The sequence below is a fragment of the Undibacterium sp. TJN19 genome (genome assembly GCF_049339485.1).
Classification (GTDB): Bacteria; Pseudomonadota; Gammaproteobacteria; order Burkholderiales; family Burkholderiaceae_D; genus Undibacterium.
In genome coordinates this window covers 80,888-96,756 of sequence record NZ_JBMPPL010000012.1, presented here as the reverse complement: position 1 = coordinate 96,756, position 15,869 = coordinate 80,888, and the positions used below count along the sequence as shown (strand labels likewise).

15 protein-coding genes and 1 tRNA gene are annotated in these 15,869 nt (G+C 49.6%); 12 read left to right on the top strand and 4 right to left on the bottom strand.

Annotation, left to right across the window (positions count from 1 at the left end; all coding sequences use genetic code 11):
• Positions 1-337: 337 nt before the first annotated feature.
• Complete coding sequence (locus ACO0LH_RS24295) at positions 338-1,408, top strand: porin (RefSeq protein ID WP_422943722.1); 1,071 nt, start codon at positions 338-340, stop codon at positions 1,406-1,408.
• A 103-nt stretch (positions 1,409-1,511) separates the two neighbouring features.
• Positions 1,512-2,033, top strand: a complete 522-nt coding sequence (locus ACO0LH_RS24290) for a hypothetical protein (RefSeq protein ID WP_422943721.1) — start codon at positions 1,512-1,514, stop codon at positions 2,031-2,033.
• A 271-nt stretch (positions 2,034-2,304) separates the two neighbouring features.
• Here ACO0LH_RS24290 and pyrF read toward each other — a convergent pair whose 3' ends face one another.
• Positions 2,305-3,123 (bottom strand): orotidine-5'-phosphate decarboxylase, encoded by an 819-nt coding sequence (pyrF, locus tag ACO0LH_RS24285; protein WP_422943720.1) that lies wholly within the window; start codon positions 3,121-3,123, stop codon positions 2,305-2,307.
• A 168-nt stretch (positions 3,124-3,291) separates the two neighbouring features.
• Between pyrF and ACO0LH_RS24280 the strand changes: the two genes are divergently transcribed.
• The 10 genes from ACO0LH_RS24280 to ACO0LH_RS24235 all read left to right on the top strand — a co-directional run bounded on the left by ACO0LH_RS24280 (position 3,292) and on the right by ACO0LH_RS24235 (position 10,971).
• Positions 3,292-3,744: a MarR family winged helix-turn-helix transcriptional regulator gene (locus tag ACO0LH_RS24280; protein ID WP_422943719.1), complete on the top strand. Its 453-nt coding sequence runs from the start codon at positions 3,292-3,294 to the stop codon at positions 3,742-3,744.
• 165 nt (positions 3,745-3,909) lie between these two features.
• On the top strand, positions 3,910-4,329 hold the full coding sequence (locus tag ACO0LH_RS24275; protein ID WP_422943718.1) for an organic hydroperoxide resistance protein: 420 nt from the start codon (positions 3,910-3,912) through the stop codon (positions 4,327-4,329).
• A 267-nt stretch (positions 4,330-4,596) separates the two neighbouring features.
• Positions 4,597-4,989 carry a hypothetical protein gene (locus ACO0LH_RS24270; RefSeq protein WP_422943717.1) on the top strand — a complete coding sequence of 131 codons (393 nt, stop codon included), beginning with the start codon at positions 4,597-4,599 and terminating at the stop codon, positions 4,987-4,989.
• Positions 4,986-5,177, top strand: a complete 192-nt coding sequence (locus ACO0LH_RS24265; protein WP_422943716.1) for a helix-turn-helix transcriptional regulator — start codon at positions 4,986-4,988, stop codon at positions 5,175-5,177. The genes ACO0LH_RS24270 and ACO0LH_RS24265 overlap by 4 nt, the downstream gene beginning before the upstream one ends.
• 20 nt (positions 5,178-5,197) lie before the next feature.
• Entirely contained in the window at positions 5,198-6,166 is a 969-nt protein-coding gene (locus tag ACO0LH_RS24260; protein WP_422943715.1) for an alpha/beta fold hydrolase, read from the top strand.
• A 581-nt stretch (positions 6,167-6,747) separates the two neighbouring features.
• The gene (locus ACO0LH_RS24255; RefSeq protein ID WP_422943714.1) at positions 6,748-7,524 is read left to right on the top strand and encodes a hypothetical protein; all 777 of its coding nucleotides are present in this window, start codon (positions 6,748-6,750) and stop codon (positions 7,522-7,524) included.
• A 37-nt stretch (positions 7,525-7,561) separates the two neighbouring features.
• A complete protein-coding gene (locus tag ACO0LH_RS24250) occupies positions 7,562-8,755 on the top strand; it encodes an acyltransferase family protein (RefSeq protein ID WP_422943713.1) in 1,194 nt (397 codons plus the stop codon).
• A gap of 5 nt (positions 8,756-8,760) precedes the next feature.
• On the top strand, positions 8,761-9,258 hold the full coding sequence (locus tag ACO0LH_RS24245; RefSeq protein ID WP_422943712.1) for an RNA polymerase sigma factor: 498 nt from the start codon (positions 8,761-8,763) through the stop codon (positions 9,256-9,258).
• Between the two features lies 1 nt (position 9,259).
• Positions 9,260-9,949, top strand: coding sequence for a hypothetical protein (locus tag ACO0LH_RS24240; protein WP_422943711.1), 690 nt, complete (start codon positions 9,260-9,262; stop codon positions 9,947-9,949).
• 65 nt (positions 9,950-10,014) lie between these two features.
• Entirely contained in the window at positions 10,015-10,971 is a 957-nt protein-coding gene (locus tag ACO0LH_RS24235) for an ornithine cyclodeaminase family protein (protein WP_422943710.1), read from the top strand.
• Positions 10,972-11,027: 56 nt separating this feature from the next.
• On the opposite strand, the gene ACO0LH_RS24230 is transcribed toward ACO0LH_RS24235, so the two are convergent.
• The 3 genes from ACO0LH_RS24230 to rpoD form a co-directional block, all read right to left on the bottom strand.
• A complete protein-coding gene (locus ACO0LH_RS24230; protein WP_422943709.1) occupies positions 11,028-12,524 on the bottom strand; it encodes a DEAD/DEAH box helicase in 1,497 nt (498 codons plus the stop codon).
• A gap of 6 nt (positions 12,525-12,530) precedes the next feature.
• A tRNA-Ile gene (locus ACO0LH_RS24225) sits at positions 12,531-12,608 on the bottom strand.
• A gap of 178 nt (positions 12,609-12,786) precedes the next feature.
• Positions 12,787-15,450: an RNA polymerase sigma factor RpoD gene (gene rpoD / locus ACO0LH_RS24220; RefSeq protein WP_422943793.1), complete on the bottom strand. Its 2,664-nt coding sequence runs from the start codon at positions 15,448-15,450 to the stop codon at positions 12,787-12,789.
• Positions 15,451-15,869 lie beyond the last annotated feature (419 nt).

The window sequence follows — 15,869 nt, the reverse complement described above, 5'->3', positions numbered from 1 at the left end:
TTGGTGAATTGACCGCCAGGTTTTTTATTTTCCTCTCCCTTTGCCCAGAGAATCGCTCGGCACTGCTTGAGTAAAGATATTTCCCTGCAATCAATTTCAACTTTTTAACAACGTTTCATAAATTTTTTATCAACGATTTATTAATAATATATATGTAAACATCTTATTTTTCATCGATAATAAATTACCGATCGCATTGACAGGAAATGCGGCCGGTAATCGCCCTTATCGCTTGCAGACAGCACCACGAATGCCGCATCCATGCAATGAAAGATCACCGCAGCAGGCGATTCTTTTGGCAGCGAATGTTTCCTTACCTATTTTTTGAGAGAATCGAATGAAAAAGACGTTTTTTGCACTTGCCTTACTTAGCGCTTTTGCCAGCTCTGCTTCGGCACAATCCAACGTAACTATTTACGGTATCGTCGATACCGGTATCGCCATCGAACATGGCGGCAGCGCTGGCTCAGTGACGAAAGTCACCAGTGGCATGGCCTCTGGTTCGCGCCTGGGTTTCAAAGGTACTGAAGATCTCGGTGGTGGACTGTCAGCTTTCTTCCTGCTGGAAAGCGGCATCAACGTCGATACAGGTTCATCGGGTCAGGGTGGCCTGATGTTTGGACGCCAGGCTTACGTTGGCATCAAAGGAGATTTCGGTACACTGACTGCTGGTCGCCAGTACACACCAGAGTACCTGACACTGGCGTTTGTTGATCCCTTTGTCACCGGCTTCGCTGGCGATGCAGCCAATATCATGCCTAACTCTGGTACTGGTTCCAGCCGCATGGACAATACATTGAAATACGTCACGCCTTCATTTGAAGGTCTGACTGGCGAGCTTGCTTATGGCTTCGGTGAAACAGCCGGCGATAATTCTGCCAGTCGCCAGCTGGGTGCTGCCATTGCCTATACTTCAGGCCCATTTGCAATTCGCCTTGGCTACCATAACCGTAACAATGACACTGCCACGCTGAAAAATACAGATGATGGCAAGACCACTCTGCTGGCTGCTACCTATGATTTTGGGGTAGTGAAAGCACATCTCGCCTATGGCACCAACAAGGGACTCAACAGCTCACCATTGCGCAATACCGCCAACCCGTTCGGCAGCCTGATAGCTCCAACTGCCTCTACAGATTCCACTGACTTGCTGCTGGGTGTGACGGTGCCATTGGGTAACAACAAGATACTGGCTTCGTATATCCACAAAGACGACAAGACGGTGAAAAACCAGGATGCCAGCCAGTTGGCTATCGCCTATGTGTATGCCTTATCCAAGCGCACTGACCTGTATGCATCTTACGCAAAGATAGACAACAAGAATAGTGCTGGCTATACCGTAGGCAGCGCGATTGAAGCGGGCTCTGGTGACAGCGCTCTGCAAGTGGGCATACGTCACAGTTTTTAAATAGTATGACCTGATTTTCTGGTTGGCAAATTCATTATTCTTTAATGCAGCCACACCAGAAAATCACCTGCATTGCAAATGCCCGAAGAATGGGGAGCCATCCATGTACACCAGTACCGGTGCTGATTTACCTGCGACTTTCGCGACGGTCTGTCCGCGCTGGCGCATCCATTTGTTTCCGCTGTTATTCTTATATTTCAATAGCCCGGTGACCAGCTTTGGCACTGAAACAAATCTGTCATCACATCCATTGAAAATTGGCTTTACCGATCTACCACCAGTTTCAGTGGTCAATGATATTGATCCTATCGGCGGTTACAGTGCCATTTTCCTGCGGAAACTACTCTCGTTGATCGGCGTCAATTTCAGCTTTGTTGGTTATCCAATGAAGCGCCTGAAAGCCAGTCTTGAAAACGGCACGACCAACATCTGGCTAGGCCCGAAAGAAGTGGAAAATGTCGTCTATGGGGAGAAGTCTATTTTCTCTTTGAGCCTGAGTATATTTTCTGCAAAAAAACGCCCCGCTGGTGAATCGGCTTTCAGACTTGAACGGTCACCGCATTATTGCTGTCGCAGGCCATCAGTATGGCAGTGTTGGTACCTATGTTTTCGATCCTCAAAATAAGATCAGGATAGAAGAAGCCTGGACACATGACGCCGCATTCAAGATGCTGATACAGGGTAGAGGCGACTATCTACTGGCCTACACCGCCCCGATTCATTTATCAGCCAAAAAACTTAAACTGGAAAGCGAACTAAGATGGATAGAAATGGCGCAGATCGATTTCTTCTTTATGGTAAATAAAAATACCCCCAACGCCTTTTCCGTATTGCAGCAGTTGATGCATGCGAGCAGCACTGTCGTACAAATTTGAGCGCAAAACGATCAATAAATTTTATCTGTATGCATTGATGGCATCGCGCGTTTCCAGCGCAACGCGGCGTATGGCCGCACTGCTGCTCTCACCGGCGACGGGGCTTGCATATAAAATGGCGCGTGAAGAATTGATCATCATGCCCAGGCCGTTTGCTGTCTTGCCGGCTTGCACAGTCGCCGCAATATCCCCGCCCTGAGCACCGATGCCTGGCACCAGCAACGGCATATCACCAACCAGCGCCCTGACTTGCGCCAGTTCATTCGGAAAAGTTGCACCAACCACCAGCGCGCACTGGCCATTGGTATTCCAGCGATCAGCTACCAGTTGAGCGACATGCTGGTATAAAGGCTTGCCCCCCACATCCAGAAATTGCAGATCAGAACCACCTGCATTGGAAGTTCGACACAGCACGATGGCACCGCGGTCTTTCCATTCCAGGTAGGGTGCAACTGAATCAAAACCCATGTAAGGATTGACGGTTACCGCATCAGCGTCATAGCGCTCAAAAGCTTCACGCGCATATTGTTCAGCGGTGGCACCAATATCACCACGCTTGGCATCAAGCACGACAGGAATATGCGGGTAAGTTGTCTTGATGTACTGGCAAATAGCTTCCAGTTGGTCTTCTGCGCGCAACGCGGCAAAATAGGCGATTTGCGGTTTGAAAGCACAGGCCAGGTCGGCAGTCGCATCAATCACAGTCTTGCAAAAAGTAATTATCGCATCAGGGCGACCAGCCAGTTCTGCCGGGAAACGCGCAATATCAGGGTCAAGGCCAACACACAGCAAAGAATTGTTGGCAGTCCAGGCGGCTGAAAGTTTATCGATAAAAGTCACGGCTTACCTCTTACAATGATGCGTGGCAGAGCACGCGAAATGGCCAGCATTATACCTTGCCGCGACATTCTGAAGACTTGCGGCACACTGACAAAAACCTGTTTATGATGCTGACATACCTGCGTTTTCCCGCATTTGCTGACCGCCCCTTACCGAATTGAGTGCCAAATGAAAGAATCTGCTAGCAAAAAAGTTAATATGTTGGCGCTGGAAAATCAATTTTGCTTTGCCCTGTATTCCGCCTCGCATGCACTGACCAAGGCTTACAAGCCCCTGCTAGATACATTGGGACTGACTTATCCCCAATACCTGGTGATGCTGGTTTTGTGGGAACAGGACGATGTACTGGTGAAAGACATAGGCAATGCCCTGTTTCTGGATTCTGGCACCCTGACACCCCTGCTCAAGCGCCTGGAAGCGAATGGCTTGTTGCTACGCCACCGCAACATTGCTGATGAACGCCAGGTCAGAATCACATTAACGCCAGCAGGCAAGAATTTAAGAAAGCCCGCCTTGCGGGTGCCTGAAGCAGTGCTTTGCGCCAGCGGGCAAAGCGAGCAAACCCTGGTGAACTTACGTTCTCAATTATTCAATTTGCGGTCAGAATTACTCAAACCCTAGCCTGAAACGCACAGATCGCGATTATTTCTATGCGCTTGATAGAAAAAAACAATGATATATTAGATTGCGCACAATTTAATTGTTAGCTATTATTTGTCTGTCGGTGTGATCGCCGAAGCGTTTAAACCACTCATCAACTACTCAATATACAAACAGGAGCTCAACATGCAAGTACTCTACACAGCAAATGCAACCGCAACCGGTGGTCGTGATGGCCGCGCCGTTTCCAGCGACAATCAACTGTCTGTTAAACTGACAACACCAAAAGAACTGGGTGGTGCAGGCGGTGACGGTACGAATCCAGAACAACTGTTTGCTGCCGGTTATTCTGCCTGTTTCATCGGCGCAATGAAATTTGTTGCCGCCGCCCAAAAGATTGCCTTGCCAGCGGATACCTCCATCAATGGCCTGGTCGGCATAGGTCCGAACGGCAAAGGCGGTTTTGGCCTGGAAGTAACCCTGAATGTATCCGTACCAGGCATGGAACGTTCGGCAGCAGAAGCATTGGTGCATAAAGCCCATGAAGTCTGCCCATATTCCAATGCAACACGCGGCAATATTGAAGTGACCTTGAATATACTGTAAATCTCTTTACGGTCAACGAGCAGGGCAATCAGGGAAACAATGTTCCCTGATTGCCCTGTTTTTTTGTAGGCAGGGATTCACGCACGAAACTATGTAAAGGATACTTGACATATCTTTTTTTTGATTTAATATGACAAGCATCCTTTACATTATCTGAATCGGATCGCAACACAAAACAGTGGCGCTTTGCATTATACAAAGCGTTTTTTTTAACTATCGGTGTAAAGCAAGCTTGACATCCTAAGCACCTCAAGTGCGGAGAAAATTATGCGTGAACGACAAGTAAACAAGATCTATTTGCGAGAATTATTTGGAACAATGGCAGTTTATTTTATCGTATTGTTTGGCAGCAATTTTATCGCTGATCAAATGCCGCCCGGGCTGACACGGACACTGATCATCATCACCCCCATCCTTCCCGCCCTGTTATTGGCCTGGGTCATCGTGCGGCAGTTCAGGCGTATCGATGAATATGTGCGCAGATGGTCGCTGGAAAATATAGGCATATCCGCCGCCATCACTGCCGCATTTGCGCTGTCTTACGGCTTCATGGAAAGCGCCGGTTTTCCACGTCTGAGCATGTTTGTGATCTGGGGTGTGCTGATGGGCTCGTGGGCTGTCATCACCTGTGTGCGTGGCTGGCTGGAGCGGTCACAATGAAAAATATTGTCCGCGAATTGCGCACGCAACGCGAATGGAGCCAGGCCCATCTGGCCGACCTGCTGGAAGTGTCGCGGCAAACCGTGAACGCCATAGAAACAGGTCGTTATGACCCCAGCCTGCCACTGGCATTCACGATCGCCAGGCTGTTCCAGATGCCCATAGAAAAAATCTTTCAGGCAGATTAAACCATCCTCAGGAGAATACGATGCGATTCAAACATATGATGCATACATTGATATTAAGCACCACGTTAAGCACGACTTGCTTCTTCGCGATTGAGGCACCAGTTGTCGCGGCCAATGATCAAAATCTCAGCATACTCAGCATAAGGAGCCAGCCTGCGCTGCACAGTTTTCAGGTCGGCAGCATGTACGTGGAAAAATATGGGCATCAGGGCACGCCTGTCATTTTGATTCCTGGCCTGGCCAGTGGTGGCTGGGTATGGGACAACACGGTCAGGCAGCTTGAAAAGAACCATGTCCTGTATGTAGTGACCCTGGCCGGCTTTGATGGCAAGCCAGCTCCGGTCAACAATGGTCCCTTGATGGAAAAAGCTTATCAGTCCTTGCTTGAATTGATAATCAGCCAGAAGCTTGATCAGCCGGTACTGGTGGGACACAGCCTTGGTGCAACCTTGTCCATCTGGTTTGCCCAACAGCATTCGGAAAAAATCCGTGGGGTGGTAGCCGTCGATGGTTTACCGGTCTTCCCAGGTACGGAAAACACACCAGCAGAACAGCGTCCGGCACTGGCAGCGCGCTTCAAGACTCAGATGAGTGGGCAGACAGCCACCAGTTTCGCTGCGCAACAACTGCAATATATGCGCATGATAGGTGTTATAGATGAGCAATTGGCACAAAACGCCGCGCTACACACGAGCAAAAGTGATCCGGCAGCCACCGCTGATTACGCCAGTGAAATAGTCAACATGGATCTGCGCAAGGACATGGCAAAAATTCAGGTGCCCTTGCTGGAAATATCACCTTATTACGCACCGGATTTTGCTACAAGACAAATTTCAGAAGAGGCCAAGAATGCGTATTACCAATCGCTGTTGCAGGGTGCACCCAAATTACAAGTGACGGGCATCAACAATGCTCGCCACTTCCTCATGCTGGATCAACCGCAAGCATTTGCAAAATTGCTGGACAATTTTTTGCAAGCAGTCAAATAGTCACTTACCTGATCTGACAATCAAAAAATAATCGGAACCGTAGCGATGTATTCAAGACTGCCAGATCAGGTTTTAAAGCTGTTGTCATAACCCCAAGATGATGTTGATCTCTCTGAAAATGATAATCAAGAGAATCAGCAACAATGACATACCGATTCAGCGCGTTCACAATGCCACGACCACCACCAGTGAACTGGATGGGGTCACTGCTACTGTTGACAATATCTTTTGCTGAGCCACTAATCATATGGGCACCACCTGCGTCATAGACAGTATCAATACCAGACCCGCCGCCAGTGTCAGCACCTCGGCCGCAAGTGCAGAATCCAAAGCTGGAAATGAAACTTGCGTTTCTATTTGCGAACTCGTTACCGTTTTTATACCGCAAGAACCATCTATCACTCTGGTGACAACAATGCTGTCTGATTTGGTGAATTTGACTGACTTTCAGCAAAAGAATTTAGCTGCCAGTGTGAATTTTTCCTGAAGTCAGCGAATAAAAGAGTAAGGGTTTAGCGATTTGACCAAAAGGCCAGCGCTAATTATTCATTTATTCACTAGCTCAATATTGCGAGGACTTCATGCCTGCATTTTTTATCGTTCTTATATTTACCATTATTCTCAGCCTGTTACCCAGCAATACAAATGCACAAACGGCCAGTACCTCAAGTTCAGAGACCCGGGTCACCACAGCGCCAGGCCTGGAGAATATATTGCAGAAACATTACGCTGCCCTCGGTGATTTCTCGAAAATGCAAACCCGCCGGGTAAAACTGCGCCTGGTAGGCATGGCACCATTTGAAATACCCACAACAGTAGAAGCAAAACGCCCCAACCTGCTACGGCGTGATGTGAACATACAGGGGCAAATTCAGACTACCAGCTTCGACGGCAGACAGGCCTGGAAAATTGATCCCTTTTTACCCAGCGGCAAGCAAGCGATCGATATGCCAGCAGGTGACATACCAGCCCTGATGGAAGAAGCCTACTTTGATGGCATTCTGGTTGCCGCACAAAAAAACGGCTACCCTCTACGGTACTTTGGTCAGGAAAATCTGAACGGACATCTGGTGCATGTCATCAAAGTCAGCATACCTGGCACTGGAGATTCGAGTATCTATCTGGATGCGGATAATTTTCTGGAGGTGAAGCGTCTGCAAAAACGCATGGTCATGGGACAGATGATGGAACTGGAAATCATCACCAGCGATTATCGCAAGCAAGACGGGCTGATGTTGGCATTTCGTTTTGATGTCAGGCAAAAAGGGGCAACGCAAGGCATGAGCATGCTGGTTGACAGCGTAGAGACAAACCCAGCGATTGCTGTGTCACGCTTTCTGCGTACACAGGCAAATTAATTGTGGCAAGACTATGCAAACCTTTACTTCAATTGCAATGCAACATAGTTCTATCAGCGAACGCCTGCACGGACTCGATGCACTGCGCGCAGGCGCTTTGTTACTTGGTATATTGCTGCATGCAACTATGTCATTTTTGCCGGGTGCCAGTTATTTCTGGGTAGTCTCCGACAAGCAGTACAGCGTATTCCTGGGGCCGGTATTTTTCTTCATCCATGTATTCAGAATGCCCTTGTTCTTTATGCTCGCCGGATTTTTTGCACATCTGGCTGTCGAAAAGAAAGGTGTGCGCGCCTTTCTTCATAATCGCTTGCGGCGCATCGCTGTGCCGCTGTTGATAGCCTGGCCACTGATCTTTTCTGCCATCGTGGCAGCCATCATCTATGCAGCATGGGTACGCAATGGCGGCAGTTTCCCAAAAAATTCCCCGCCACCACCACACTTCACGCCCGATCGTTTTCCACTGGCGCATTTATGGTTTTTGTATATGCTATTGCTGCTGTATGCAGTCACGCTGGCCATACGGGCAGGAGTAGGCTTAACAGGCATATCAAAACATCTGATCCAGATCAGTGATCGCCTGATGGCCATTCTGACCGCCTGGCCTGGCCCCGTCTTGCTGGCTTTACCGGTGGCCCTGGCCTTGTTTTACACGCCCTACTGGATCAACTGGTTTGGTGTACCCACACCAGACCAGTCGCTCTACCCCGGTCTTGCTGCGTGGATCAGCTTTGGCATGGCATTTGGCTTGGGTTGGATGTTGCAGCAATACCCGGCTGCATTCAGTAACTGGCAACGGCAATGGCCGTGGCATATGACGCTGGGCCTGAGTCTGGTTGCCTGTTGCCTGTTGCTGACCGGGGTAACACCGCAACTGGTGCCAGCAGCGCACAATGCAAATAAGTTGATCTATGCCTGGCTATATGTCTGTGCTGCATGGAGTTTATGTTTTGGTCTGACAGGTGTGGCATTGAAGTTTATGCACAAAGCCAGGCCAGTGATACGTTATCTGGCAGATGCGTCATACTGGATTTACCTGATACACCTGCCACTGGTCATGGCTTTGCAGGTTGCTGTTTCACGCAACGACTGGCATTGGGCAATCAAACTTGCAACAGTCTTGCTAATGACGATGATGATAGCTTTGCTCAGTTATCACTGGGGTGTGAGAAACACTTTTATAGGTGCGACCCTGAACGGAAAACGCCAATCTGTGAAAGCGGGACACTGAATTTTATGGATGAAGAACTCTTCTTGCAGCAATTGGCCCTGCACAAACGCCTGCTCTACAAGGTTGCCTACAGCTATTGTCGTCATGCCGAAGACCGGCGCGATCTGGTGCAGGACATGGTCATGCAGCTATGGCGCTCTTTCTCCAGCTTTGATCACAGTGTGCAGTTTTCTACCTGGATGTACCGCATTGCCATGAATGTCGCCATTTCTCACTATCGTAGCGAATCCAGGCAGGTACGTGACACGCTGTCGCTGGAAGAATTTGGCCTGGACATTGCCGAGGCAGATCAACTCTTCAGTGCCCAAAGTGACAATATGCGCACGCTGGATCAATTGATACGCGAACTCGATGAACTTAACCGCGCCCTGATTTTGCTCTTCATGGATGGGTATGGCAATGATGAAATAGCCGCCATCATGGGCTTGAGTGCGACCAATGTTGCGACCCGCATGACCCGCATCAAACAAAAATTGCAAACCCAGTTTGCAGAAAGAAGCTGAAATGAATCTCGATCTATTAAAAGCAGAATGGACCGCCAGGGATGCGCGGCTGGAACAGGCACTCAGCCTCAATACCAATATGCTGCGGCTGTCACTGGTCGAGCAACACCGGCGTGAGATTGCTAAATGGGGCTGGGTAGATAAATATGAACTGATCGTCGGTGTACCGGTATGTATCTACCTTATATGGTTTCTGCTGAATTTCACTTCACAAGTACAATTTGCATTGCCTTGTGCCCTGATGTTACTCTGGACGATGGTGTTCCCGATACTCAATCACAAACAACGCCATCGCTTGCAGGCACTGGATTTCAGTACGCCAATCATGTCTTTACAAAAACAGCTGGGAGAGTTGAAAGCAGCGCGCCTGCGCTTGTTGAAATGGGCTTTCCTGCTGGGGCAAATCGTCTGGTTTATTCCCTTCTTGCTGGTGTTTTTCAAAGGTGTATTGGGAGTCGATTTATATGTGAAGACGCAAAATTTCATTTTCCCTAATCTGGTCTTCGGTATTGTCTTCATCCCTGCTGCCATTGGCATTTCCAAATTATTGTCAGGACGGCTGGGCAGATCCGGACGTTTTCAGGAATTCACCGATATGCTGGCTGGAAAGGATTTTCAGCACACCCGTCTTTTTTTGGAGAAATTGCAGCAATTTGAACAGCTACCCGAAGATGATGACAGCCGCCTGTGAAATAGACGTGATCAGCAGCGCGGCCATGTGTATGATTACCTATCATCGTAACGCTCATTGAAAACATGATCCCCTACCTGAGCAAAGAGCAAGTAAGTGCTGCACTGCCTTATGCAAGCCTGATCCCGGCTTTGCGCGTCGCATTTACGCAAGAGATATCCGCTCCTAAGCGGCATGCCCACAGCTTGTCAGAAGAAGACAATTCCACCCTGTTGTTGATGCCAGTCTGGCAAAAACAGGGTCATCTGGGTATCAAGCTGGTGACGGTGGCACCGCATAACAGAGACTTGCCTTCGGTACACGCGGTCTTTGTTTTATTTGATGCGCAAAGCGGCGCGCCGCTGGCACTGATGGATGGTGAAGAACTGACCTTGCGCCGCACTGCCGCTGCGTCGGCACTGGCATCCTCTTTTGCTTCAAGAAATGATAGCCAGCACCTGCTATTGGTCGGCAATGGCAGCCTGGCACCACATATCGCCGTCGCCCATTGCCATACCAGAGCCATTTCCAACATCACGATCTGGGGCAGGTCAGCTGAAAAATCAGCTGTGGCCGCCGCGAAAATACGCCAGCACCCGGAGTGCCCGGCTGACATCCATATCCATATCACCGAAGATCTGCCGACAGCCTGCGGGCAGGCAGACATGATCAGTTGCGTTACCACCAGCCAGACACCTATCGTGCTGGGTCAGCACGTCAGATCTGGAACACATCTTGACCTGGTCGGTGGATTTAAACCAGATATGCGCGAAGTGGATGATGCGCTTATGCGCAGGGCCACAGTATTTGTCGATACTTATGCGGGGGCGATGGCCGAAGCTGGGGACCTGACACAAACCCTGGAAAACGGCAGTTTAATGCGGTCTGCCATTGTCGCCGAACTGGCAGAACTCTGTGCGGGCACCCATGCCGGGCGTCAAGACAGCCAGGACATCACTGTCTTTAAATCGGTGGGAACTGCCATAGAAGATTTATGTGCTGCCAATCTGGCCTGGGAAAGCTGGCAAAAGGCAGCAAGTTGAGAGCGCTTGACTGGCGCAGCAGCAGATGCAAGCCAGTCATATCAAGAGAAAGCGATTTAGCTTTTGGAAAAACCACCGAGTAAAGCAGCTTTTCTTTGCGGTTTTGCAGGTGCATTGTTATTGTTTACCGGTGCAACAGAACTGGTGACATTAACTGTCGATGAGGTACTTGGCTCATATGGTTTAAGGAACCAGGGGTCAATTTTCTCTTTGGGTGCGCCATAGCTGCGGGCAGGACGCTCGGTACGTTCCCCGCGCTCAGAAGAACGATCCGGGCGCTCAGCACGTTCACTACTCCCCCTCTCGCCCCTGTCACTGCGCTCACGCGGCGTGCGGTGTTCAGGCTGATGTAATGAGGTGGCAACAAAACCGGCCAGGTTCAGACGCACAATCTTTTGCTTGATCATTTTCTCTATATCAATCAGCAAACGCTCGTCCTGATCGGTATGCAGAGAAATCGCATCACCTTTTGCACCCGCACGACCGGTACGGCCTATGCGGTGAACATAGTCTTCGGCGTTATACGGCAAATCGAAATTGATGACGCAAGGCAGTTCAGCGATATCCAGACCACGGGCAGCCACATCAGTTGCCACCAGCACTTCGACTTCGCCCTGCTTGAATGCTTCCAGCGCAGCCATGCGCTCTTGCTGCGACTTGTCGCCATGAATGGCTGATGCCTTGACGCCCTGTTTGACCAGATGCACGGCCAGACGCGATGCGCCAATTTTTGTATTCGAAAAAACGATAACCTGCTTCAAACCGCGTTCACGGATGATGAAGGACACGGCATCGCGCTTTTCTTCCGCGGCTACCTTGTAGAGAATCTGCGTGACATTGTCAGCCGTGGCATTGCTGCGCGCCACTTCAATCGTCTGCGGATTAGTCAGGAAAGTCGCTGCCAGTTTCTTGATCTCTTGCGAGAAAGTGGCAGAGAACATCAAATTCTGACGCTGCTTAGGCAGCAAGTTGATGATGCGTTGCAGGTCTGGCAAAAAGCCCATGTCCAACATGCGGTCAGCTTCATCCATGACCAGAATCTGGGTCTGTGACAAATTGATGGTTTTTTGCTGTACGTGATCCAGCAAACGGCCAGGCGTGGCAATCACAATCTCGACACCACTACGCAAGATTGCTGTCTGCGGCGCCATGTCCATGCCACCAAATACGACGGTGGAGCGCAAAGGCGTGTGACGTGAATAGGCTTTGACGTTTTCTGCGACCTGGTCAGCCAGTTCACGTGTCGGCGTCAATATCAGAGCGCGTACAGGGTGGCGGGCCGGCGAAGCACTGGTGCTTGCATGGGCCAGCAACAACTGGATGATAGGCAAAGAAAAACCTGCGGTCTTGCCAGTGCCGGTCTGGGCTGCGCCCATCACATCACGGCCTTGCAAGACTACCGGGATAGCCTGTTCCTGAATGGGAGTTGGATGCACATAACCCTGATCAGTCAGGGCACGCAAGATTTCCGGCGCCAGGCCGAAATCAGCAAACTTCACCTCTGGTGTGGTTTGCTCAATAGTAGGTATAGCTGGGGACTTGATATCAGTCATGGTATATGGTGGGCCTCCCGTGAGTCGAACACGGTACCAACGGATTATGAGTCCGCTGCTCTAACCAACATGAGCTAGAGGCCCAATTCTTTCTGCAAGCTCTGCCTGCTTTAATCTGAGGATAATCCAGGATTGGAAAAATACTTCAGGTCTGCAGGAAAAGCCCGATGCTGCCACCTGCAAAATACTGTGCCAACAAACTAACAACTCAGCACAATATCAATTGAATGGGCACCGAAAAACCGACGCCCATTGTACAACATTAATTACCTTCTAGGAAGCTCTTCAGCTTATCAGAACGCGAAGGATGGCGTAATTTACGCAAAGCCTTGGCTTCTATCTGGCGAATACGCTCCCTGGTGACGTCAAACTGTTTACCCACTTCTTCCAAAGTATGGTCAGTCGACATCTCCACACCAAAACGCATGCGCAATACTTTTGCTTCACGCGGGGTCAGTGAATCCAGCACATCCTTGACGACATTGCGCATAGAAGCATGCAAGGCCGCATCAGCAGGTGCCAGTGTGTGATTGTCTTCGATGAAATCGCCCAGATGGGAATCATCATCGTCGCCTATCGGTGTTTCCATGGAAATCGGCTCTTTCGCAATCTTCATGATCTTGCGAATTTTATCTTCCGGCATTTCCATTTTGATCGCCAGTGTTGCCGGATCGGGTTCTACCCCGGTTTCCTGCAAAATCTGACGGGAGATACGATTCATTTTATTGATCGTTTCTATCATGTGCACAGGAATACGTATCGTGCGCGCCTGATCAGCGATGGAACGGGTAATCGCCTGGCGTATCCACCATGTTGCATAGGTAGAGAATTTATAACCGCGGCGGTATTCAAACTTGTCGACGGCCTTCATCAAACCAATATTGCCTTCCTGGATCAGATCCAGGAATTGCAAACCACGGTTGGTGTATTTCTTGGCGATAGAAATCACCAGACGCAAGTTGGCCTCGGTCATTTCGCGCTTGGCCTTGCGTGCCTTCATTTCACCGGCAGACATCTTTTTATTGATGTTGCGCAGATCTGGCAAAGGCAGCACAACGCGTGCCTGCAAGTCGATCAGTTTTTGTTGCAACTGCTGAACGGAAGGAATATTCCGTCCCAAAATCGCACTATACGAATGGCCGGAATTCACTTCACCTTCTACCCAGGTCAGATTGGTTTCATTACCTGGGAAGACCTTGATGAAATGTGAACGTGGCATCCCGCAACGATTGACAACCACTTCAAGAATCTGCTTTTCCACATGGCGGACTTCATCAACCTGGCCACGCAAGGTGTCACACAATTTTTCAACGACTTTTGCGGTAAAGCGTATGCCCAGCAATTCGCTGGAAATCGCTTCCTGCGCCTTGATATAAGACTTGGAGTTATAGCCTTCTTTTTCAAAAGACTTGCGCATCTTGTCAAAATTCGTTGAAATGATTTCGAATTTTGCCAGGGAATCACGCTTCAACTGTTCAAGCTGCTCAGCAGAGATGGCAGCAGCGCCAGCAGCACCACCGTCATCATCTTCTTCTTCATCTTCTTCTTCGTCGTCTTCTTCGTCTTCAGTTTCTTCTTCAACGACAACGGCAACCACTGGTGCGGTTTCTTCAGACGCATTCGGGTCAACCAGACCATCGACGATTTCGTCAATCTTGATTTCATCAGCCGCAATACGGTCAGCCGCAGCGAGGATTTCAGCGATCGTGGTTGGACAGGCAGAAATCGCCTGTATCATGTCTTTCAGGCCTTCTTCGATTTTCTTCGCAATGACGATTTCGCCTTCGCGCGTCAGCAACTCAACCGAGCCCATTTCACGCATATACATGCGAACAGGGTCAGTGGTGCGACCAAAATCAGAGTCGACCGTGGACAACGCAGCTTCCGCAGCCGCTTCAACTTCATCATCATCGGTCGTTACAGTAACGACGTTATCCGACAACAATAAGGTTTCAGCGTCCGGTGCCTGTTCGTAGACAGCCACACCCATGTCATTGAAGGTACCGATGATGCCTTCAATGGCTTCCGGATCAACAACGTTTTCCGGCAAGTGATCATTGATTTCGGCAAAGGTCAGATAGCCGCGGTCTTTACCGAGCTTGATCAGCGTTTTCAGCTTCTGACGACGGCGCTCCAGTTCTTCTTCGGTAGCCTCAGGGTCGGAAGAGAAAGCATCTTTCAGCAAGGCTTTCTCTTTGGCTTTACGATCTTTCGCCTTCGCCTTGTCGATTGCCTTCATCTCTGCGCGCTCTACCGCATTCAGCGCGGCGATTTCTTCATTTTCCGGCTGGTATTCTTTCGGCTTGCGACCACGACGGCCAGGCACCTTCACACCGGGCAATACATAACCGGAAGTGTCGATGGCGGCCAGTACTGCGGCATCGGTCGTCTGACTGACGGTTGGCGCAGAACCGGTCTTGATTTCCTGCACCTCTGGTGCAGCTTTTGCTGAATTCTTGGTTGGCTTAGTCACTGTCTTTGAATCGGTTTTGTTAATTGTCACAGAAGCTTTCGATGATACGGATACTGGTTCTAGCTGAGGCCTGACTGCTGCTGCACTTTTGATTTTTCCACCTGCTTGAGAATTTGCCACTTCTGCAGGCTTCATCTCATTTTTTGCCGGTGACTTTGCATTCTTGCGGCTCACTTCCTTACCAGCCGTTTTTGTCGCAGAACCGGATTTGAGGCTATCCAGATCTTTGGCTTTTGCTGCCGTTTTCAATGTTGCTTTATCCGTTGCCTGCTTCGCCTTGACCACACTTGCCGCAACTGAAGTCTTTATCACTTTAGGCGCTTTAACGTCTTTCGCAACCCCTTTTTGCTCGGCTGTATGAGAGCCAAGGGCTTTACTGCTCGCACTGCGTGCACCAGATTCGACAGCCATGGTTTTGACGCCCTTAACAGCGAGCGGTTTAACCTGCACCATCGTCTTTGCCTTACTGCCAGCACTTGCTGCCATGCTGGCAACGGTCTTAGCCGTTTTTGCCAAAGCTGCGGCTGGCGCTTTTTTGGGCGCTGCTGCCACGGCTTTTTTAACCGTATTGGACGTCAGGGTTTTCGCGGGTTTCTTCATTGCGTTAGCCATTGAATCAAACCATCCGGAACTGAGGAAGTCGCCTGTATTGATTTCACAAAAAGAAAATGCGCTGCCACCCAGATCTGTCGATCTGCATCGCAGAGCAAACTCTTGTTTGTTTCAGACTTCCCGAGTCTCAGCGCCAGTGTTTTGGGTTACTCGGAGGAGCATTACACTCACCTAAACAACACATTCCACGCAAATGCCATGAGCTTTGCCCAGAATGAAACAACCTAAGACCTTGAATCGAAAGCCTTTAATTATAACAC